The sequence below is a fragment of the Candidatus Kurthia intestinigallinarum genome (assembly GCF_003991225.1).
In the GTDB taxonomy this organism is placed as follows: domain Bacteria; phylum Bacillota; class Bacilli; order Bacillales_A; family Planococcaceae; genus Kurthia; species Kurthia populi.
On the sequence record NZ_JTFC01000031.1, the window covers coordinates 386,557 to 409,306 of the forward strand.

A 22,750-nucleotide genomic window follows, 5' to 3' on the forward strand; every position below is an offset into this window, starting at 1 on the left:
TTTCGCAATATAAAATTCATTTTAACAGTACACTAAATAAAACGCTACTATGTTTTACCAAGAGAATCATTGTTTAGGATAGAACTGTTTTATCACATAGTAGCAGTTGCTCACTTTTTTTCATAATTAAAAAAGCGACTGAAACACAATTGTAGCTCATTTCAGTTTATTGGTGCACAAAAAAAGGAATCACGCGTCAGCACGATTCCCTCTTTTATTATGCTTATATGTTTAAGCTGAGCTTTCCCTTTTGGCCTAGCTTCTTACATAGCACTCTTATTTTTCAACTGTTTCTTCTTTATAATCACATTCTGTACATTGTACTTGTGTGCCTTTTTTAACTTTCTTCTCAACTAATAAATGGTCACCTTTTGGACATTTACGAGCAATTGGTTTATCCCATGATACGAAATCACATTCTGGATAACGATTACAGCCATAAAAGACACGTTTCGTTTTGCTCTTACGTTCAACAATTTCGCCTTCATGACAAGTCGGACATTTCACACCGATTTCTTTTACAATCGCTTTTGTGTTGCGACATTCTGGGAAATTACTACATGCCATAAACTTACCGTAACGACCAAGTTTGAATACCATTGGATGGCCGCACAGTTCACAATCTTCACCAGCAGGTTCATCTTTGATTTCAACTTTTTCCATTGCAACTTCAGCATGTTTTAAACTTTTTTCAAAATCTTGATAAAAGGCATCAATGATTTTAACCCATTCTATTTTGCCTTCTTCAATACTATCCAAATCTCGTTCCATTTTTGCCGTAAATTCAATATTAATAATTTCTGGGAAAAATTCATTTACTAATGAATGAACGATTTCACCAAGCTCTGTTGGTACAAAACGCTTCGTTTCAAGCGTCACATAGCCACGCTTTTGAATCGTATCTAGCGTTGGCGCATAAGTTGATGGTCGACCTATACCTAGCTCTTCTAAGGTTTTTACTAACCGCGCTTCAGAAAAACGTGGTGGTGGTTGTGTAAAATGTTGTTTCGGCGCAATTTCAAGGCTTTTAACAATATCGCCTTCTTGCATCGGTGGTAACAATTTATCTTTTGATTTATCTTCTTTCGAATCGTCATTACCTTCAATATAGACTTTCATAAAGCCTGAAAATTTTACATGTGATCCTGTTGCACGGAATGTAATATCTCCATTAATTAAATCAGCTGTTACGGTATCTAATACCGCTGGTGCCATTTGGCTCGCAATAAAACGTTCCCAAATTAGACGATACAGACGCAATTGATCACGTGATAACACTGCTTTTAATTGATCTGGATGACGTAATGTAGATGTTGGACGAATCGCTTCGTGCGCATCTTGTGCTTTCTCAGATTTTTTAGCTTGTTGTGAAACAGGCGTTGTATATTCTTCACCATATGTTTGCTCAATATAACTAAATGCTTCTTTTTTTGCTGTTTCTGAAATACGCGTAGAATCCGTACGCATATAAGTAATTAAACCTGTAATACCTTCTTTTTTACCTAGGTCAATCCCTTCATAAAGTTGCTGCGCTAACATCATTGTTTTCTTTGCGCGGAAATTTAACTTACGCGCAGCTTCTTGTTGAAGAGAAGAGGTTGTAAATGCCGCCGCAGCATTACGCTTACGTTCACGTTTTACAATTTTTGTAACTTTGAAATCTTCACCGTCTATTTGTTTTAAGATTGCATTTACTTCTTCTTCATTTGTTAATTTTACTTTGTCAGTGCCTGTGCCATAAAATAATGCATCAAATTGTTTTTTGTCCTTTTCAAATTGTGCATCGATTGTCCAATATTCTTCTGGTTTAAAATTATTGATTTCATTTTCACGGTCAATAATTAAACGTAAAGCAATAGATTGAACGCGACCTGCAGATAACCCTTTTTTGACTTTCTTCCATAGTAATGGGCTAATGTTATAACCTACTAAACGGTCTAAAATACGGCGAGCTTGCTGTGCATCAACTAAATCCATATCAATTGGACGTGGATGTTTAAAAGATTCTTTAATCGCATCTTTTGTAATCTCATTAAAGACGACACGACAATCCGAATCTTTATCAATATTTAATGCTGTAGCTAAGTGCCAAGCAATTGCTTCCCCTTCACGATCTGGATCGGCTGCGAGAAAGATTTTTTTCGCTTTTTTTGCTGCGTTTTTTAAATCTTGTAAGACAGGGCCTTTACCACGAATCGTAATATATTTCGGTTCGTAGTTATTTTCCGTATCAATACCCGTTTGACTTTTCGGTAAGTCACGAACATGACCTATAGAAGCTTTTACCTTATATTTTTTTCCTAAATATCGCTCGATTGTTTTGGCTTTCGCGGGCGATTCTACAATAACTAGATAATCTGACATGTGATTTCCCCCTTATGAGAGGTGAAGTTTCTTATTGAAAACAAATACCTGTTGCAAAATGTATAACAGAAATCCAAGTTTTGCAACCATTTTTCATTTCAAAAATAAAAAATCGGCCATTTCTTCAAGGATTTGAGAGCCATTCCATACAAGCGTAGCACCCTCTGAGGCCAATTTATGGGGTAATTCAGAGAGTGGTGACAAAATATTTCCAGGAAGCACAAAAATTGAGCGTCCGTGCTCTAATCCATAGTCAACTGTCGATAAAGTGCCACTCTTTTTTTGAGCTTCTGTCACAAGAATTCCCCAACTTATCCCACTAATCAATCGATTTCTCATTGGAAATTGCCATTTTTTTGGCCCCATATACGGTGGATATTCGCTAATCAGTAATTGTGTTTGACTCATCACTTTTATTAATCCCTCATGTTCCTTAGGATAAACATGTTGAAATCCATAGCCTAATACACCAATTGTAGCCCCTCCAAGCGTAATTGTCACATCATGAGCCATTTTATCAGCTCCTCTTGCCAAACCGCTTACAACGACAAATTCTTCGTTTAAAAGTGGTGGCAGTAAATGTTCTAGCGCATCTTTTGAATATTGAGTTGCTTTTCGAGATCCTACAACGGCAATTCTCCGTTCATTTTGTAAAATATTTATGTTTCCCTTTGTATAAATAACACTCGGTGGATCATAAATATGGCGCAAATTTTTAGGATAGGCTGCATCAAAAAAAGTAATCGGGATGATTTTTTGTTGTTTATAATATGAAGAAAAAGAAAAATGTCTATGTGCATTTAAAAATTGTTGTAATTTTAAGGCTTTTTGAGGTGTAATTTTGAGGAGTTTTGATAGTTGCATAGAAGAAATTTTTTCTAATGATTCGCATGATAACAAGGGCCATAAACGATTGATAGAAGCAGGCATAACATAATGTAATGCTAGTAAAAATTCTCTTAGTGATTGTTCGAACATACTTTTCATCCTCTCTTAAAAACACAAAAAGGACCGCGTATATAACGCGATCCCGATTTATTTATTTTAAAAATTAAACATGTTGTTTTTCAGCATGTGTTTTTACTTGATCGTAAAGACCTTGCTCTTTTACAACTTTAATAAATGTTTCACCAATTGTTGATGGTGTAGGAGCAACTTCAATACCTGCTGCGTTCAGTGCTGCGATTTTATCCGCTGCTGTACCTTTACCACCTGAAATAATTGCACCAGCATGACCCATTCGTTTGCCTGGAGGTGCTGTTTGACCAGCGATAAATGCAACAACTGGTTTTGTCATATTGTTTTTTACGTATTCAGCTGCTTCTTCTTCCGCTGTACCACCAATTTCACCAATCATAACAACTCCTAATGTTTCTGGATCAGCTTCAAATTCTTTTAATACATCGATGAAATTTGTACCATTTACAGGGTCTCCACCAATACCAACTGCTGTTGTTTGACCAATACCTGCTGTTGATAATTGATGTACCGCTTCATAAGTTAATGTACCAGAACGTGATACAACACCTACATGGCCTTTTGTATGAATATATCCTGGCATAATACCAATTTTACATTCATCTGCTGTAATAACACCTGGGCAGTTCGGTCCGATTAAACGTGTTTTCTTGCCTTCCATATAACGTTTTACACGAACCATATCTAATACAGGAATATGTTCTGTAATACAGATAACCATATCTAATTCGGCTTCTACAGCTTCTAAAATTGAGTCAGCTGCAAAACGTGCTGGTACATAAATTACTGATACATTACATCCCGTTGCGTCAACAGCATCTTTTACAGTATTAAATACTGGAACACCTTCAACCTCAGTGCCGCCTTTACCTGGTGTAACGCCCGCTACGATTTTTGTACCATATTCAAGCATTTGTTTTGTATGGAAAAGTGCAGTTGAACCAGTAATACCTTGAACAAGCACTTTTGTATCTTTATTAATGAAAATACTCATGTTTATTCCACCCCTTCTTAGCCTACAAGCTCTACGATTTTTTGTGCGCCGTCTGCAAGTGATGCTGCTGCTACGATATTTAATGTTGAATTTCGTAGAATTTCTTTACCTAACTCAACATTTGTACCTTCTAAACGAACAACAAGTGGCACTTCTAAACCTAGTTCGCCTGCTGCTGCTACAACACCTTCTGCAATAACATCACATTTCATAATGCCACCAAAAATATTAACGAAAATACCTTTTACATGTGCATCTGAAAGGATGATTTTAAATGCTTCTTTAACTTTCTCTGCTGTCGCGCTACCACCAACATCTAAAAAGTTTGCTGGACTGCCGCCGTAGTAACCGATTGTATCCATAGTTGCCATCGCAAGTCCGGCACCATTTACTAAACAACCAATTGAACCTTCTAGTGGAATATAGCTTAAATCATGTTTTGATGCTTCAATTTCTTTCGGATCTTCTTCATCGTAGTCCCGTAGTTCTACTACATCTGCATGACGATATAGACTATTACCATCAAAGTTGAATTTCGCATCTAATGCGATAACTTCATCCCCATTTGTTACAACAAGTGGATTAATTTCAACAATAGATGCATCTTTTTCGATGAATGTTTTATATAAACCTAGGAAAAGGTCTGCTGCTTTATTTATCAAATTATTCGGAATATTAATATTAAATGCAAGACGTCGTGCTTGGAAAGCTGTAAGGCCGACAATCGGATCCACCACTTCTGTGAAGATTTTTTCAGGTGTTTCTTCCGCAACCTCTTCGATATTCATACCGCCTTCTTCAGATCCCATTAATGTGACACGAGAAGTAGCACGGTCAACGAGTAAACTTACATAATACTCTTTTTTAATATCTGAGCCTTCTTCTATGTAAAGGCGCTTGATTTCTTTACCTTCTGGACCAGTTTGGTGTGTCACCAATACTTTACCTAAAAGTTCTTTTGCATATTGTTCTACTTCGTCTAGTGATTTTGCGATTTTAACACCGCCTGCTTTACCACGCCCCCCAGCATGGATTTGAGCTTTCACTACTACTACCTCGGTGCCTAATTCTTTAGCTGCTTTCACCGCTTCTTTTGGTGAAAATGCAACGATACCTTTAGGAACCTTTACCCCATTTTGACGAAGAATCTCTTTCCCTTGATACTCATGGATATTCATGAAACTTCCTCCCATCTCTTTGTAAAACTTTCTGTTACCTATTTCATTGTATATAAAATATTCTGAACTGTCTATGTTTTATACTACAATATCTTTTATATTTTCTATAAAATTCTTCTTTAGACACAAAATCCGCTAAATTTCGCACCACGAAATTTAGCGGATTTTTTTTTGAACACCATCATATGTACGATCTAATCGATAAATAAAAGCAAAAACCTCTGCAACTGCTTGGTACAATTCTTCAGGTATCGATTCATTTAAGTCCAATTGTCCAAGTAATTGAACAAGTGAGCGGTCCTCTTGAATTGGAATGTCATGCATTTTTGCCTGTTCTAAAATATTTTCAGCAATTTTCCCTTTACCTTTTGCCAGGACTTTTGGTGCTCCACCATCAGTTGGATCAAAACTTAATGCAACTGCCTCATGTCTTTTTTCATATTGTTCCGTCATATGCGCAAATCAACACCGCCTTCTCCATTAGTTGTTGTTGCATGAAAAATTGGTTTCACTTCTTTTTCCACACGTTCAAATGATTTTATTAAAACACCTGATAACTTATAATCATGTGTTTGTAATCCTTTTTCTAATGACTCACGTAGCGGTTCTGCAAATAATGCTAGATCTTGTTTTTCATTATACACAGTTACAGTAACTACGCGACTTTGAACTTGCATATCAATAATTGTTTCCTCTAGTGAAGCTAAATCTAAATAGAACATAACACGTGCATAATCCGTATCAATTTTACCATTCTTTTTCATACGTCCATTCCATTGCAAAGTTGCATCAGTTTGTCTACCAAATAATTCAAGAGGTACTTGCATAATCAATTGATGTTGTGGTCCATTCTCACCCGATAAAAAATGCATTCCATTCATACGAGATATGATATTTTCCGCTGCTTGACGTGTTGCAGAATGCGCTGATTCATCTTGTAATAGCGCCATTAATTGCGGTTTTAATTGTTGCTGCAATTGTTCTAAATTTGTCTCTTTATTATTTAAATTTGCTTCATAATTAAGTCCTAAATTTTGTAAGGTATGCCGTAAGATCGTTTCAAACGCTTTTCCATTCAGCTGCTGTTGTAATTGTAATTCAGTATTTTGCAATAGTTGCTGTGCTGTAGCATTTACATTTTTTGTTGTTTGATACGTTAGTGCTTCTAATGCTTCATCCATTAGCTTCGGTTGAACACCTAATAATTGCATCAATTGTGTTTTAGTTTGTTGTGACGCATTTTGTTGAAAAGGCTGTTGCTGTAGTTGGCCACTATAGTCTTTTACTAATTCTTGCTGAACTAGTTTAGCCAAATTTTGAATAGATTGTGCCGTTGCTGGCGTCGTATTAAATTTTTGGACCAATGTTTGGATAGCTTCTTTTGTAGCTACAGATAATTGCGTATCTTGATTCACAGATTGTGTTAATTGTGTTAAAACAGGTGCTATATTTGTTGATTTTGTTTGTACTACAGCCGTTAATAATTGTGCTGGCGTTAAAGAATCTGCTGTTTTCATTGCATTCGTCGTCGCTGTATTTAATTGAGCCGTATACGTATTCGTCGGTGAAATCTGCACCCGATTTAATGCTGTTATAATCGCTTCTTTGGAAGCTGTATTTAATCCTGTGTGATTTAAAACAGCCTGCTGTAATCCTATTCTAGCTTCTACATTTTGTGGACTTTGTTGAACAAGTTGTAACGCATTTTGTAGCGTCTGTGTTGGATTAGCATCAACTTTCCCTAAGGCGCCTGATAAGAAATTCATCATATTGGCATTTTGAGGTAATACGCCTGCTTGACGAAGCATAGATAACATCGCTTGTTTTGTTGACGCATTGGTTGCAGTAGAAATTAGACTATCTAGCATTTTCGCTAGCATTATACTACCTGTTTCAATCGCTAATGGTTTCTCCAAACGCAATAAACTATTTAATAATGTATCTTTAAGTGTCGTACTTAATGTTGCATCATTTTGAATCAATTGTTGCAAGTTATTTAATGCTGCCTGGAATCCTGTTTTAGCACCACCTTGAACAATCGCTTGCAATGAACTTTCTGTCATCGGTAGTTTTAATTGAACAATTTTGGATAAAGCATCTAGCGCTTGTGTCGTTGGAATCGTTGTGGCTCTCAACACTTGCTCTGCTTGAATAAGTTGTTCGCGTGACATTGGTACATCATTTTTCAAAAATTGCTTTACAATTTGCTGCATTTCTTTTGAATCCGGTAAATCCATGCTATTTATTAATTGTAGTGCCTGTTGTGACGCTGATTGTGACGTTAAGGGCCCTGAAACTACTTTTAAGGATAAATTAGGTGAAATAACCGTCACTTGAAAGAAATGCGCGTCACCGGCTTTTAATGGCGTTTCAAGTTGTGCCATCATTTTTTGATTCCCTACTTGAATTTCAACTTTCTGGTCCGGGTACAATTTTGTAATTGTGCCATGTAACACTTGTCCTTCTTTTACAACAACAGCTTGTTGTGTTGTTTGCATTTGTGACTGCTGTACATTTACACCTGTTAAATTCATCGTCTCATCCTTTCAAAAGCATTGTTTTTATCGGTTCAAATGTTTTACGGTGAATCGGTGTGACCCCAAGATGTTCCAACGCTTCTAAGTGTTGTTTTGTTCCATATCCTGCATGTTTTGCAAAACCATAACCAGGATATTTTTCATCCATCTCTTCCATATAATGATCTCGTGCAGTTTTGGCCAAAATAGAGGCTGCTGCAATAGCTAAGCTTTTTGCATCTCCTTTGATAATTGAACTTTGTGCTATTTCGATATCTAGCTTCATAGCATCGGCCAATACATAATCGGGCTTTACTGCCAAACGCTCAATAGATGTCTTCATTGATTCACGTGTTGCTTCATAAATATTAATATCATCAATCACTTCGACTGATTGAAAATGAACGGCGGTTGCTATTGCAGTTTGCATAATCTTCTCAATAAATTCTTCACGTTTATCATATGATAATTGTTTCGAGTCGTTTAACCCAAGCAATTCTTCACATGCATTATTCGGTAAAATCACAGCAGCTGTCACAACGGGGCCGGCTAGTGGTCCTCTACCCGCTTCATCAGTCCCGGCTATAAGAGAAGAACTGTTCTCACGAAATGATTGATCAAATGCTAACTTCGACTGGTGCTCATCTATTAATTTTTGCTGTTTCTCTTGTGCACGTTTCCATGATTTTAATGCATTTTGAGCGCCTGTACGTTCATCTTTGGCTAATTCATCCATCCAACTTTGCCATACTGTCTCTGTTGATAATTTCTCTTTAATTTCTTTAATCGTTGTCATCTACACTTACTCCTTTTATCGGTTAACATTGTCACGATATAATGAAAAAATCGACAATGCCTAAAAGACATTGTCGATAAAGTGGCATTTACTCGTAATCTTCTACAAAATCAAATGTTAATTTTCCTAAATGTTCATTTCGAATGTCACGAACGATTAATTCAGATACCATTGAATAATCAATATCGCCACCTGACATTTTAATGTTGCGTAGTTTACCGATGTGATCAAATGTGCCAACAATTGGATCTGTTAAACCTTCAATTTGATAACGTTCATGTAAACGTTGAGGGTAATATGTTTCTAAAAAGTTTAGCCCAAAAATCGCTAAATCATCCATATTCATAATTGCATCTTTAATGGCACCCGTTACCGCTAATTTAGCTCCTACACGCTGATCTTCAAATTTTGGCCATAAAATCCCTGGTGTATCAAGTAATTCTAACTCTTTCCCAACCTTGATCCATTGCTGAGATTTTGTTACCCCTGGCATGTTACCTGTTCGTGCGATATTTTTTTTCGCTAAGCGGTTAATCATTGTCGATTTTCCAACGTTTGGAATCCCCACAATCATCGCGCGAATGGCACGCGGTTTTAAACCTTTTTTACGCATACGATCCCATTTTTCTGCCAACACATCTTCCGCAGCTTTTGTAACGCGTTTTAATCCTTTACTATCAAGTGAGTTTACAGCTACTGCTTTATGTCCTTTTTCTTCAAAAAATTGAATCCAACGCTTAGTTTGCGTTTCATCTGCCATATCGGCTTTATTTAAAATGAGTAATCGTTTTTTTTGATGAATAATATCATCTAGCATGGGGTTACGAGATGACATTGGTAAACGTGCATCAATTAACTCAAAAACAATATCTACTAACTTTAAATTTTCTGTAACTTGTCGGCGGGCTTTAGCCATATGCCCTGGAAACCATTGAATTGTCATAATATCTCTCCTCTTAATCTATCGTACCAAAGTTTTCAATTGGCCAGAAGACAACGCTTGCCTTCCCTACAATTTTTTCTTCTGATACTAGTCCAATATGTCGACTGTCTTTACTATTTCGTCGATTATCACCCATTACAAAATAATATCCTTTTGGAATTATTTTCTTACCTGTGTAATCTAATAGGCTAAAATCTTCGGTTAGTGTACCACCATCAACAATTTGGTTTTTATAATCTTGTAAATACGTTTCATTTACTTTCTTGTCGTTAATGTATAGTTGATCATTTTTATATTCAAGTGTATCACCAGGAACCCCTATCACTCGTTTAATATAATCTTTCTTTTCAGGTGCGTGGAAAACAACAATATCAAAACGCTGAATATCTCCAACTTTATAATTTAGTTTATTTACAATCATACGTTCGCCACTTTCAAGAGTAGGCATCATGGACTCACCATCAACAACAATTGGTGTAAAGAGTACAAAGCGGATCAATGCTGCTAATAAAAAAGCAATAATAAGCGCTTTAATCCATTCCCATAAGTCGCTTTTTTCTTTTTTTAATTTTTCCTCTTCCATACAATCACCCCTCACTCTACATTATTTATTGTACAAGTATTTCTAAAAGCAGGCAAAAAGATTCTCTCTTTTAGACATGAAAAAAGTGTAGAGCAAATTGCTCTACACTCTTTTTTGCTAGTAAAAAGAAATTAGCGAATTTCTTTGATACGAGCAGCTTTACCACGTAAGTTACGTAGGTAGTATAATTTAGCACGACGTACTTTACCACGACGAGTAACTTTAAGTGCTGCGATTTTTGGTGTGTTAACTGGGAATGTACGTTCAACGCCTACACCGTAAGAGATTTTACGAACAGTGAAAGTTTCGCTGATACCGCCACCACGACGTTTGATTACAACACCTTCGAATTTTTGGATACGTTCGCGAGTACCTTCGACAACTTTAACGTCGATAGATACTGTGTCACCAGGACGGAAAGCTGGCATATCAGTACGTAATTGTTCTTTTGTGATTTCTGTAATAATGTTTGACATTTTATTTTCTCCTTTGACAGATGCTCATATAGTTCGCTTAATGGTTGCTACAGCGGAACACCGTAATACGGCATTTCTTTAAGAAATGCACTTTAAATACTAACATATCTATACGTTTGTTTCAAGTCCATTTCCTTGTCACAGATGATTATTTTTCATACCCAAGTGAACGTAAATAGCTCTTTTGTTTTGGTGTAAGATTAATATTCTCTAATAAATCAGGTCGACGTTCGAATGTACGTTTTAATGATTGTTCTTCACGCCATTCTGCAATTTTCGCATGATTTCCAGACATTAAAACATCCGGAACTTTCATCCCACGAAAGTCTGCTGGGCGTGTGTAATGTGGATGCTCCAATAAACCTGTAGAGAATGAATCATTAATATGTGAAGCTTCTTGTCCCAATACACCTGGTAAAAGGCGCACTACACTATCAATGATTGTCATGGCAGCAAGCTCACCACCTGTTAACACAAAATCACCAATTGAAATTTCATCGGTAACAAGGTGCTCACGAATACGCTCATCGTACCCTTCATAATGACCACAAAGGAAAATCAAATCTTCTTCTAAAGATAGTTCTTCTGCTTTCTTTTGAGAATATCGTTCACCTTGAGGACACATTAAAATAATACGAGGTTTTTTGCCTTGTGCTTGCAATGCTTCTACAGCATTAAATAATGGCTCAGGTTTCAATACCATACCCGCGCCACCGCCGTAAGGGTAGTCATCTACTTGATTATGTTTATTGTTTGAAAACGAGCGAAAATCCGTTACATCAAATGTTACAGCACCTTTATCTTGTGCTTTTTTCATAATAGATGCATTAAAAACACCATCGAACATATCTGGAAACAATGATAAAACTTGAATATTCATCATGATAATAAACCTTCCATTAATTCAATTGTGACGCGTTTATTTTCAACATCTACTTCCTTAATTACTTCAAAAATAACCGGTAAATAATGCTCTTTACCATCTATGCCTGTAACAGTCCAAACATCATTGGCACCCGTTTCAAAAATTTCTTTAATTTTACCAATTTCATTGCCATTTTCATCAAACACGTCACAACCAACGATTTCATGATAATAAAATTCATCTTCTTCTAATTCTTCAAGGAAGTTTTCATTTACTTTTAGCATGCTTCCTTTGAATTTTTCAACATCATTAATATTTGGATAACCTTCAAATGAAAGAAGAATGAAGTTTTTATGTTTTCGAGCAGTTTTAATAATAACTGTTGTAGGACGTTTTTCACCCGGCGCAAAAATACCAAGTTTTGCACCTACTTCATAACGATCTTCTGGAAAATCTGTTTGTGAAATCACACGAATTTCACCACGAATACCATGTGTATTAACAATTTTACCAACGTTGTACCATTTCATACTAGGACACCTCTTTTTTATACTTATATACAACAAAAAAGGAAGGAACCAATGCTCCCTCCTTTTACGCTAATCTATGATGTCGACATATGTCTTCTTCATATGGTGACTGCTTGCAGCAGAATAAACAATTGTTCGAATCGCTTTCGCGACACTTCCTTGTTTACCTATGACTTTGCCGACATCTTGAGGATGGACAGCAAGTTTATAAACGACACGATTTTCTGATTCATTCACCGTAATGCGAACATCATCTGGAAAATCGACTAGTGGTTGTACAATTGTTTTAATCAGCTGTTCCACAACGTCACCCCCGATTATTTATAAGGCAAAATTATTTACCTTGTTTTGATTCATGGAATTTAGCCATGATACCTTGTTTCGAGAACAAGTTACGTACAGTATCAGATGGTTTTGCACCATTAGCTAACCAAGATAATGCTTTTTCTTCATCAATTTTAACTTCTTCTGGAGAAGTTAATGGATTGAATGTACCGATTGTTTCAATAGAACGACCGTCACGTGGAGAACGTGAATCAGCAACTACGATACGGTAGAAAGGAGCTTTTTTAGCACCAATACGTTTTAAGCGAATTTTTACTGCCATGTTTCTTTGCACCTCCGAATAAGTTTCACACAAGATAGTATAATATCAAGCTTTCGATTGTTTGTAAAGTGTTTTTTCTTAACACAAGTTATTCTACAGGATTCTGAGTAAGATTACAAGTGTTTGTAAAGTATTTTTTCTTAACAACTAAAAACAATTAATTCTACGAATTTTTTAAGCTATTTAGCATACGAAAAACTCTACAAATGCAGAGCTTTTGTATTACATTTTAAATAATGAATCCATACCTGGTAATTTCAGCTTTTTCTTTTTACCTGCACCAGGTGCACCGGCTAATCCAGACATTTGTTTCATCATTTTTTTCATTTCATCAAATTGCTTAATCAAACGGTTAACTTCTTGTACTGAACGCCCAGATCCTTTAGAAATACGTTTACGACGGCTCGCATTAATAATTTCTGGATTTGTGCGCTCTGCAATCGTCATTGATTGAATAATCGCTTCAATATGATTAATTTGTTTATCATCAAAGTTCATTTTATCTAACCCTTTGACTTTGTTCATACCAGGAATCATTTTAATAATATCTTCCAATGGACCCATTTTCTTCACTTGACTCATTTGATCAAGGAAATCGTCAAAAGTAAAACTTTGTGTTTTGAATTTTTCTTCTAACTCTTTTGCTTTGTCCGCATCAACCGTTGCTTGCGCTTTTTCAATAAGTGATAATACATCACCCATACCTAAAATGCGCTGTGCCATACGTTCTGGGTGGAATGGTTCAAGTGCATCCATTTTTTCACCCATACCAACAAATTTGATTGGTTTCTCTGTAACTGAGCGAATTGATAATGCCGCACCACCACGAGTGTCCCCATCTAATTTAGTTAATACGACACCTGTAATTCCGACAGCTTCATTAAAGCTTTCCGCTACGTTTACAGCATCTTGACCTGTCATTGCATCAACAACTAAGAATACTTCATCCGGCTCTTTAAGTGCTCGAATATCTTTTAATTCTTGCATTAATGCTTCATCGATGTGTAATCGACCAGCTGTATCGATGATCACAACATCGTGATGCTCTTCTTTAGCCAATTCAATTGCTTCACGAGCAATCTCTACTGGTGAAACATCCGTTCCTTTGTCAAACACTGGGATTGACAATTGTTTTCCTAGTGTTTGTAGTTGTTGTACAGCTGCTGGACGATAAACATCGGCTGCTACAAGTAATGGCTTTTTATTGTATTTTTTACGTAATACATTTGCTAGTTTCCCTGTAGTAGTCGTTTTACCGGCACCTTGTAAACCTACCATCATAATAACAGTCGGCGGACGAGTCGAGAATTTAACAGGTGATTGTTCGCCACCCATTAATTGTGTTAATTCTTCTTGAACAATTTTAATAACTTGTTGACCCGGCGTTAAGCTTTGCATAACGTCAGAACCTACTGCACGTTCACTAACTGATTTTACGAATTTTTTTACTACTTTTAAGTTAACATCGGCTTCGATTAAAGCAAATCGAACTTCACGCATCATTAATTTAACGTCTTGTTCTGTTACTTTACCTTTACCTTTAATTTTGGCAATTGTACCTTGGAGTCGCTCTGATAAGCCTTCAAATGCCATAGTGGTCGCCCCCTAATCCCATTCTTTCAATTGTTCAATATAACGTAATGCATCCTCTTTTGGCGCATTTTCTTCAATTGCTGCAATTAATGCCAGCGCAATTTGCTGTCTTTTTTGAAACTTTGTAAAAAGTTGAAGTTTTTCTTCATATTCTTCAAGCATTGCTTCCGTACGTCGGATATTATCATAAACTGCTTGGCGTGATACTTTATATGATTCTGCAATTTCTCCTAATGACAAATCATCTAAATAATAAAGTTGCATATAGCTTCTTTGTTTATCCGTTAGAAGTGCTTGATAAAAGTCAAAGAGAAAGTTCATACGTGTTGTTTTTTCTAATAACATACATAACCTCTCCTTTACATACATATTCCATCGTATCATATAAGAAAAGCGAGGACTCTGTCAAGGTAAACCCCTTGTCCAAAACCTCGCTTTTTATTGATATATCAACGTTTATCGTTGCTTATACGTCTTTGTGTTATTCATCCAATTCATCGATTTGTTTATCTAATGAATCTGCGAATAAACCATACACATAACGTTCCGCATCAAATGGTTGTAAGTCATCCATTTTTTCACCAAGACCAACAAATTTAACTGGAATATGCAATTGATTACGAATGGCTAATACAATACCACCTTTTGCAGTACCATCTAATTTCGTTAATACAATCCCTGTTACTTTTGTAGCTTCCTTGAATGTTTTCGCTTGTACAAGTGCATTTTGTCCAGTTGTAGCATCTAAAGCTAATAAGACTTCATGCGGTGCACCTGGTACTTCACGTTCGATAACACGATGTACTTTTTGAAGTTCATTCATTAAGTTAACTTTATTTTGTAAGCGACCCGCTGTATCACAAATTAAAATATCTGCTCCGCGGTTCTTGGCTGCATTGATTGCGTCATACATAACAGCTGCTGGATCCGAGCCTTCTGATTGTTTGATCACTTCAACACCCACTCGGTCGCCCCAAACTTGCAATTGGTCAATTGCACCAGCACGGAATGTATCACCAGCTGCCAGCATAACTTTTTTACCTTGTTGTTCAAAACGATGCGCTAATTTGCCAATTGTTGTTGTTTTACCAACACCATTTACACCAACAAATAAAATAACTGTTAATTCACCATCTGGTTGCATATTTAAATCAGTAATATCAGCTTCACCTTGCTCATAAATTTCCACTAATTTTTCCGAGATAACTGCTTGAATACCATCTGTTGATTTAATATTTTTGCGTTTTACTTCCATTTCAAGTTCATCGATTAATTGCATTACTGTTTCAAATCCAACATCGGCTTGTAGTAATAATTCTTCTAATTCCTCGAAAAACTCTTCATCTACTGTACGGTAACGTGCTACTAAATCATTTACTTTTGAAGAAAATGAATTACGTGTTTTTTCAAGACCATGCTTGAATTTTTCAGTAATTGCTGCTGGAGAAAACCAATGACGCTTTTGCTCTGATTCTTCTTTAGTTTCTGACTCTTCTTCAACAATCGTTGGTAGTTCTTCTAAAGCCTCTTCAACGACTGGTTCTTTGATTACTTCAGGTTCTTCCACAATTTCTTTGACAGGCTTTTCTACCGATTCAATTACTTTTGTTGTTTCCTCTGCTTGGCTTTCTTCGATTTCAGCATTGTCCTCTATGGCATCTGCTTCATTTGTTTCTTCTAGTTGTTCTAACTGTTCTTCATCTTTTTTACCAGTTAGCTTTTCTTTCATACGTTGTAAAAAGCCCATACTTCATTCCGCTCCTTTAGGACATCTCTTGTTCTAATTTTACTGATACGAGTTTTGAAACGCCGGATTCTTGCATCGTAATACCATACAACACATCGGCGCCTTCCATCGTACCTTTACGGTGCGTGATCACGATAAATTGTGTATCATCGCTGAATTTTTTCAAGTATTGACTATAGCGACTAACATTCGCTTCGTCAAGCGCTGCTTCGACTTCATCCAAAATACAGAAGGGTACTGGACGAGTTTTTAAGATTGCAAATAATAAAGCAATTGCTGTCAATGCACGTTCCCCACCAGATAATAAACTCAAGCTTTGCAATTTCTTACCAGGTGGTTGCGCAACAATTTCAATACCCGTTTCTAATAAGTTTTCTGGGTCTAACAAAATTAAATCTGCTTTACCACCACCAAATAATTCACGGAAAACTTCTTGGAAATGTGTGCGAATAGACATAAATGTCTCACTAAAACGAGCTGTCATTTCTTCATCCATTTCACGAATGGCTTCATGCAACGTATCTTTCGCCTCCAATAAATCATTGCGTTGATTTGTTAAGAATTCATGACGTTCAGACACGGTTTTGTATTCTTCAATAGCGTGTACATTCACATCGCCAAGCTCATCAATTGACTGACGTAATAACTTCACTTTACGCCGTGCTGTATCAATATCAACATCAACAGCTTCCTCAAGCAATGCTTCTTGGAATGTTAAGTCGTATTCTGTTAACAATTGATTTTCTTGATTGCTACGGTTTGCATCAATACGATTCATTTTCACATCGATGTCACGAATAGCGTTTAGCACGCCTTGGTGAACACGTTGTGCTTCTGTAAGCAATGTATCGACGTTTTGAATCGTTTTTTGCAATTCTGCACGTTTTACTTTTGCCTTAGCAATAGAAGTGTTTAAAGTATCTCTACGCGCTTTCAATGATACAGTATGCTCTGTCAATTCTTCCTCAGAAAGGCCTTCTTCTCCTTCGCTTGTTAATAACCATTCACGTTCTTGTTGTTGAGCATGCAAATGCTGTTTACTTGTCATTAATTTATTTGTTAAGTCTTCTACTTGCATACGAAGTTGTAGTACTTGCTCAGCTTTTACAGCCTGCTGTGCTTTTGCATCAGCTAAATCACTTTGCAATTGATCACGTTCGGTTATACTTTGTGCTTTTAATGACTCTAAGCGCTCTACATCTTTATTTAATGTAGCTGTCTCTTCATCTAAAGATACTAAACGTTTTTCAAGGGTGATTTTTGAATCTTCCAATGAACCTAAACGACTTGTGACATCTTGCTGTTCAGAATCAAATAAAGAAACACGTTGTGATAAGCGCTTAACCGTCGCTGAAATGGTTTCTAGTGCGATATTTTGGCGATATTCACGTTGTTTTAATGTATCCCCTCTTTGACGCTGTTGCTCCAACTCTGCTTCTTTTAAACCGACACGTTTTTCTAGTTCTTTCACTGTTTGTTCTGCTGCTAAGATAGAGACTTGCAATTTATCTACATTGTCTGTTAACTGTTCTAATTCTGCTTTACGACTAAATACAGGGTTTTGTTTATTTGTCGATCCACCCGTCATTGAACCACCAGCATTTACGACATCGCCTTCTAATGTAACGATACGGTAGCGATAATGACATGCGTTTGCGATAGCTTTAGCGCCGTCCAAATCTTTGGCGATAATAACATGCCCTAATAAATGAGCAACAATCGTATCAAACGTTTCTTCTGCTTCAACAAGTTTGTCAGCTGTGTTGATAAATGATGGATGTCCCGCTACACGCGCTAATACATCTGTTGGAATTTGACGCGATTTCATAATATTCTTCGGTAAGAACGTAGCACGTCCACCGTTATGATTACGTAAATAATGAATCGCTTGGCTCGCATGTTTATCCGTTTCCGTAATAATATGCTGTGCTGTTGCACCAAGCGTTGTTTCAATAGCAGTTGCATAAGGAGCCGGCACTTGCAACATTTCGGCTACAGCGCCATGAATACCTGTTAAACGATTTTCATAACGAGCTTGTAAAATCATTTTAGGACCTTTATAAAAGCCTTCAAAATTTGATGATAGCTCTTCTAACGTTTCTTTACGTCCTTGCATGGTTTTCAATTGATTATAGCCTTGATAAAGCATGTCTCGTTTTTTCGAATACATGTCACGTAATTTTTTATACGTCTCTTGTGATTCTTTATAACGTGCTAATTGCTCAGCTAATTCAATCGAAATGGCTTCTAGTGATGCCGCAGCTTGTTCTTTTTCTGCGTTATGACGACGTAACTCTTCAATTGTTTCTCCAGAAGCGGATGACATTTTTGTTGTCTCTGCTTGCTCTTGTTCCAATTGACGAATAATATTTTTTAATTCGTTATTTGTGGCAGCACGCTCACTTAAACGATCAACATAAACATTTTTAAGTTGTTCAATTTCACGCTCAATTTCAGATGTAGAACGTTCCAAAGTTTGTGTCATCTGCTTTACTTCTTGACAAATCTCTTTAAACGCAACGTCATACTCTGCTAGTTGTTGTGCCTTTACTTCTTTCAAAGCAGCATCTTGTTCATATTGTATTTTGGCAGTTTGAATTGATTTTTCTAAACTTGCTAGTTGTTGTGAAATATTTTGACGTTTTTGTAATAAGACCGCTTTACGTCCTTCATAGCGTTCTACATCTGTACTAACATCTACAAGTTCTGCTTGCTCTAAATCCAATGTTGTATCAATTGTTTGAAGTGCTTCGCGATGCATACGTTGCTCTTTTTGAAGCGCTTCGATCTCTAATTGTTGTGCATTTCCTTTTTCGGAAAGAGTACTTTTTTGCACAGCCAATTGTTTGAAAGAAGTTTCTAACATTTCGATATCATGGATTAAGACAGCAATATCAATGCCTCGTAGTTCTTTTGTCATCGACACGTAGTCTTCTGCGGCAGATGCCTGAATACGCAACGGTTCAATACGTCCGTCTAATTCATGTAAAATATCGAGCACACGATTTAAATTATCATCTGTTTCAAATAGTTTATGCTCTGCTTTTTTACGTCGTTTTTTATATTTTAAAACACCAGCAGCTTCTTCAAAAATCGCACGACGGTCGTCTGGTTTACTGTTTAAAATTTCATCAACACGACCTTGTGAAATAATTGAAAAAGCTTCTTTTCCTAGTCCAGAGTCTAAAAATAAATCTGTAATATCTTTCAAGCGACAGCTTTGTTTATTTAATAAATATTCGCTTTCACCCGAACGATAGACACGACGAGAAACGCTCACCTCATTATAAGAAAGTGGCAAGCGTTCATCTTCGTTATCTAGGATGAGCGTTACTTCTGCAAAGTTAAGCGGTTTGCGTGAGTCACTACCCGCAAAAATAATATCTTCCATTTTTGCACCACGTAGCGATTTCGCTGATTGTTCGCCAAGTACCCATCGAATGGCATCTATGACGTTACTTTTACCACTACCATTTGGACCGACTACCGCCGTCACTCCTGGCACAAAGTCAATTCCGATTCGATCGGCAAAAGATTTAAAACCAATCACTTCAAGCCGTTTAAGGAACAAAATAATACCCCCTACTAATCTTTTGCCTCATTAGTCTATACTGTTGTACATTCACGTACGTTCTGTTTGCTATTGGGCTTCGTTGTTATTTTTATTCATTTGTTGTTTTTTAAAAGCAACCATAGCACTTTGAGCAGCTCGTTGCTCAGCTTCTTTTTTCGATTTACCATTCCCGACACCTAACTCTGCACCACTTAACATGACTTGAGATACGAAAGTACGGTTATGCGCTGGACCATTTTCTTTAATAATAGTGTATTGAAGCGCACCTGAGTTTGCTTGTTGCACCATTTCTTGTAATTGACTTTTAAAGTCCATTACATGTGAAAACATACCGAGCTCTACTTTTGGAAAAACGACTTTTTCCAAGAAGCCAACAACTGTTTCTAAACCTTGGTCTAAATATAAAGCACCGACAAATGCTTCGAAGCAGTCCGCAAGTAATGCTGGACGTTCACGACCGCCTGTAATTTCTTCCCCTTTACCTAGTAACACAAATTGTCCAAAATTTAGTTCGTTTGCAAAGATAACAAGTGACGGTTCGCAAACAATCGCTGCGCGAAGTTTTGTTAATTCGCCTTCTGTCATTTTAGGGAATTTCAGGAATAAAAACTTAGAAACAGTTAGCTCTAACACTGCGTCACCTAAAAATTCAAGACGTTCATTGTCTTCATATTGTTTGCGGCGATGCTCGTTTACATAAGATGAGTGTGTAAACGCATTGTATAATAAATTTTTATTACCAAAGTGTAAGCCTAAAATATTTTGTAATTTTTCAAATTTAGCGCGAGCCTGTTCAGGGATTGCACCGTTTTTTTGTGATAATTCTTCGATTTCCATCGTTCATCAACCTTCTTAGTTTACTAAATTAGTACTCTTTGATAGTGTACCTTTTTCTTACGCAATGTGCAAAACATTAAAAAATTTGTCACAAAAACATAACTTCCCTTGCAGCAAGCTACAAGGGAAGTTTAAGTATTTATTCAAAACAGCTTATGTGATTAAGCTTGTGCTTTCTCGATGAATGACACTGCATCACCAACTGTTTGGATTTTTTCAGCATCTTCATCTTCGATTTGCATATCGAATTCTTCTTCAAATTCCATTACTAATTCAACAACGTCTAGTGAATCAGCACCTAAATCTTCACGGAATGATGCTTCCGGTTTTACTTCGCTTTCGTCAACACCTAAACGATCAACGACAACTTTGCTTACGCGTTCTAAAACTGTAGCCACAAAATACACCTCCTCTCAAAGACTAACTGGTATGACCAGTTTATGATTTCTAGCATAGTATAGCATTTTTCATCGGTGAATAAAAATAATATTTATTACATCACCATGCCGCCATCAACATGTAGTACTTGACCTGTCATGTAGCGGCTTGCATCGCCTGCTAAGAACGATACCACATCTGCGATATCTTCAGGCTGTCCTAATTTTGCTAATGGAATTTGAGCTTCCATACCTGCTTTTGCCTCTGCTGGCATAGCATCTGTCATTTCCGTTTCGATAAAGCCTGGTGCAACAGCATTTACTAAAATATTACGTGCTGCTAATTCTTTTGCAGATGTTTTTGTTAAACCAATGACCCCCGCTTTAGACGCTGTGTAATTCGCTTGCCCAGCATTCCCAACAATTCCGACAACTGACGCCATGTTAATGATGCGCCCTACACGTTGTTTCATCATTGGACGTGCTACAGCCTTCGTACATAAAAAGACTGATTTTAAGTTTGTATCGATTACTGCATCCCAATCGTCTTCTTTAAGACGCATTAATAAGTTATCGCGCGTAATGCCCGCATTATTTACTAGCACATCAATTGTGTCAAATGTTTCAAGCGTTGTATCGATTAACTTTTTAACATCGTCCGCTTCTGCAACATTTGCCTGAACGATAAGTGCTTCTACGTTAAATGCTTGTACTTCTTTAGCGACTGCTTCTGCACGTTCTTGAGAACCACTATAGTTGACAACAATATTGTAGCCGTCTTTTGCTAATTTCAAGGCAATTGCACGACCAATTCCGCGGGAAGCACCTGTTACGATTGCTGTTTTAGACATGAGACCACTCCTTTGCTTGTGTTAACACATCTTGTAATGATGCTTCATCATAAATACAGTACGTTGTTGCTTTACGATCCACTTTCTTCACTAAACCGCTTAATACTTTTCCCGGGCCACATTCAATAAATGTATCGACACCTTGTGCTAATAATTCACGAATTGACTCTTCAAAACGTACTGGTGAATACAACTGTTCCACTAATAATTTTTCAATCTCTTCAGGTCGCGTAACAGGCTTTGCCGTTACATTCGCAATAACCGGAATTTGCGCTTCGTGTAATTCAATCGCATCTAAGGCTGCTTTTAATCGTTCTGCCGCAGGTTTCATCAACGCCGAGTGGAATGGTCCACTAACGTTTAACGGTAATGCACGACGTGCGCCTGCTTCTTTTGCACGTTCACATGCTACTTCTACTGCATGTTTTGTACCAGAAATAACAATTTGACCTGGACAATTTAAGTTCGCCATTTGGACAACTTCACCAAGTTCTGACGATACTGCTTCCGTGACAGCGCCAAGTTGTTCTGAATCTAACGCTAAAATAGCGGCCATAGTTCCTTCACCTGCAGGAACTGCCTCATTCATTAATACACCGCGCTTATGAACGATTTTCACAGCATCTTCAAAACTCATTACTCCTGAAGCTACTAACGCTGCATATTCACCTAAGCTATGACCAATTGTGAAATCCGCTTTAATACCTGCATCTGCTAGTTGTTTTGCTACAAGTACACCAGTTGTTAAAAGTGCAGGTTGTGCATTGTATGTAAGTGTTAATTGATCTTCTGGGCCTTCTAACATAAGTGATGATAAATCATATGCTACAAGCGAATCCGCATCTTTATAGAAATTTGCGTAAGCACCTGTTAAGAGTTCAGCACCCATACCTACTTTTTGAGAGCCTTGTCCTGGGAAAAGAAAAGCAATTTTTGTCATG

22 protein-coding genes are annotated in these 22,750 nt (G+C 36.9%); all 22 read right to left on the bottom strand.

The window, feature by feature from the left end; translation table 11 throughout:
- Positions 1 to 276: 276 nt before the first annotated feature.
- The 22 genes from topA to fabD all read right to left on the bottom strand — a co-directional run bounded on the left by topA (position 277) and on the right by fabD (position 22,749).
- Positions 277 to 2,364, bottom strand: a complete 2,088-nt coding sequence (gene topA, locus QI30_RS10535) for a type I DNA topoisomerase (protein WP_020189432.1) — start codon at positions 2,362 to 2,364, stop codon at positions 277 to 279.
- A 93-nt stretch (positions 2,365 to 2,457) separates the two neighbouring features.
- Positions 2,458 to 3,342, bottom strand: coding sequence for a DNA-processing protein DprA (dprA, locus tag QI30_RS10540; RefSeq protein WP_126990765.1), 885 nt, complete (start codon positions 3,340 to 3,342; stop codon positions 2,458 to 2,460).
- A gap of 73 nt (positions 3,343 to 3,415) precedes the next feature.
- On the bottom strand, positions 3,416 to 4,336 hold the full coding sequence (gene sucD, locus QI30_RS10545; RefSeq protein WP_020189430.1) for a succinate--CoA ligase subunit alpha: 921 nt from the start codon (positions 4,334 to 4,336) through the stop codon (positions 3,416 to 3,418).
- A gap of 17 nt (positions 4,337 to 4,353) precedes the next feature.
- Complete coding sequence (gene sucC / locus QI30_RS10550; RefSeq protein WP_020189429.1) at positions 4,354 to 5,514, bottom strand: ADP-forming succinate--CoA ligase subunit beta; 1,161 nt, start codon at positions 5,512 to 5,514, stop codon at positions 4,354 to 4,356.
- 156 nt (positions 5,515 to 5,670) lie between these two features.
- The gene (locus tag QI30_RS10555; RefSeq protein ID WP_126990766.1) at positions 5,671 to 5,967 is read right to left on the bottom strand and encodes an EscU/YscU/HrcU family type III secretion system export apparatus switch protein; all 297 of its coding nucleotides are present in this window, start codon (positions 5,965 to 5,967) and stop codon (positions 5,671 to 5,673) included.
- The gene (locus QI30_RS10560) at positions 5,964 to 8,048 is read right to left on the bottom strand and encodes a hypothetical protein (RefSeq protein WP_126990767.1); all 2,085 of its coding nucleotides are present in this window, start codon (positions 8,046 to 8,048) and stop codon (positions 5,964 to 5,966) included. Before QI30_RS10560 ends, QI30_RS10555 begins: the two co-directional genes overlap by 4 nt.
- A gap of 4 nt (positions 8,049 to 8,052) precedes the next feature.
- Complete coding sequence (locus tag QI30_RS10565; protein ID WP_126990768.1) at positions 8,053 to 8,826, bottom strand: ribonuclease HII; 774 nt, start codon at positions 8,824 to 8,826, stop codon at positions 8,053 to 8,055.
- An 88-nt stretch (positions 8,827 to 8,914) separates the two neighbouring features.
- Positions 8,915 to 9,769, bottom strand: coding sequence for a ribosome biogenesis GTPase YlqF (gene ylqF / locus QI30_RS10570; protein ID WP_126990769.1), 855 nt, complete (start codon positions 9,767 to 9,769; stop codon positions 8,915 to 8,917).
- Positions 9,770 to 9,782: 13 nt separating this feature from the next.
- Positions 9,783 to 10,352: a signal peptidase I gene (gene lepB, locus QI30_RS10575; protein WP_126990770.1), complete on the bottom strand. Its 570-nt coding sequence runs from the start codon at positions 10,350 to 10,352 to the stop codon at positions 9,783 to 9,785.
- 131 nt (positions 10,353 to 10,483) lie between these two features.
- On the bottom strand, positions 10,484 to 10,828 hold the full coding sequence (gene rplS, locus QI30_RS10580; RefSeq protein WP_020189424.1) for a 50S ribosomal protein L19: 345 nt from the start codon (positions 10,826 to 10,828) through the stop codon (positions 10,484 to 10,486).
- 148 nt (positions 10,829 to 10,976) lie between these two features.
- Positions 10,977 to 11,708, bottom strand: coding sequence for a tRNA (guanosine(37)-N1)-methyltransferase TrmD (gene trmD, locus QI30_RS10585; RefSeq protein ID WP_044527259.1), 732 nt, complete (start codon positions 11,706 to 11,708; stop codon positions 10,977 to 10,979).
- Positions 11,708 to 12,223 (bottom strand): ribosome maturation factor RimM, encoded by a 516-nt coding sequence (gene rimM / locus QI30_RS10590; protein WP_020189422.1) that lies wholly within the window; start codon positions 12,221 to 12,223, stop codon positions 11,708 to 11,710. The genes trmD and rimM overlap by 1 nt, the downstream gene beginning before the upstream one ends.
- 69 nt (positions 12,224 to 12,292) lie before the next feature.
- Positions 12,293 to 12,526 carry a KH domain-containing protein gene (locus QI30_RS10595; protein WP_020189421.1) on the bottom strand — a complete coding sequence of 78 codons (234 nt, stop codon included), beginning with the start codon at positions 12,524 to 12,526 and terminating at the stop codon, positions 12,293 to 12,295.
- A gap of 31 nt (positions 12,527 to 12,557) precedes the next feature.
- Positions 12,558 to 12,830 (bottom strand): 30S ribosomal protein S16, encoded by a 273-nt coding sequence (gene rpsP / locus QI30_RS10600; protein ID WP_020189420.1) that lies wholly within the window; start codon positions 12,828 to 12,830, stop codon positions 12,558 to 12,560.
- A gap of 222 nt (positions 12,831 to 13,052) precedes the next feature.
- Positions 13,053 to 14,423, bottom strand: a complete 1,371-nt coding sequence (gene ffh / locus QI30_RS10605; RefSeq protein ID WP_020189419.1) for a signal recognition particle protein — start codon at positions 14,421 to 14,423, stop codon at positions 13,053 to 13,055.
- A 12-nt stretch (positions 14,424 to 14,435) separates the two neighbouring features.
- A complete protein-coding gene (locus tag QI30_RS10610; protein WP_020189418.1) occupies positions 14,436 to 14,768 on the bottom strand; it encodes a putative DNA-binding protein in 333 nt (110 codons plus the stop codon).
- A gap of 136 nt (positions 14,769 to 14,904) precedes the next feature.
- Positions 14,905 to 16,170: a signal recognition particle-docking protein FtsY gene (gene ftsY, locus QI30_RS10615; protein WP_126990771.1), complete on the bottom strand. Its 1,266-nt coding sequence runs from the start codon at positions 16,168 to 16,170 to the stop codon at positions 14,905 to 14,907.
- Positions 16,171 to 16,186: 16 nt separating this feature from the next.
- Entirely contained in the window at positions 16,187 to 19,741 is a 3,555-nt protein-coding gene (smc, locus tag QI30_RS10620; RefSeq protein ID WP_126990772.1) for a chromosome segregation protein SMC, read from the bottom strand.
- A 69-nt stretch (positions 19,742 to 19,810) separates the two neighbouring features.
- Entirely contained in the window at positions 19,811 to 20,581 is a 771-nt protein-coding gene (gene rnc / locus QI30_RS10625; protein WP_126990773.1) for a ribonuclease III, read from the bottom strand.
- Positions 20,582 to 20,742: 161 nt separating this feature from the next.
- Positions 20,743 to 20,979, bottom strand: a complete 237-nt coding sequence (locus QI30_RS10630) for an acyl carrier protein (RefSeq protein ID WP_020189415.1) — start codon at positions 20,977 to 20,979, stop codon at positions 20,743 to 20,745.
- A 95-nt stretch (positions 20,980 to 21,074) separates the two neighbouring features.
- A complete protein-coding gene (gene fabG, locus QI30_RS10635) occupies positions 21,075 to 21,809 on the bottom strand; it encodes a 3-oxoacyl-[acyl-carrier-protein] reductase (protein ID WP_126990774.1) in 735 nt (244 codons plus the stop codon).
- Entirely contained in the window at positions 21,802 to 22,749 is a 948-nt protein-coding gene (gene fabD / locus QI30_RS10640) for an ACP S-malonyltransferase (RefSeq protein ID WP_126990775.1), read from the bottom strand. The genes fabG and fabD overlap by 8 nt, the downstream gene beginning before the upstream one ends.
- Position 22,750 lies beyond the last annotated feature (1 nt).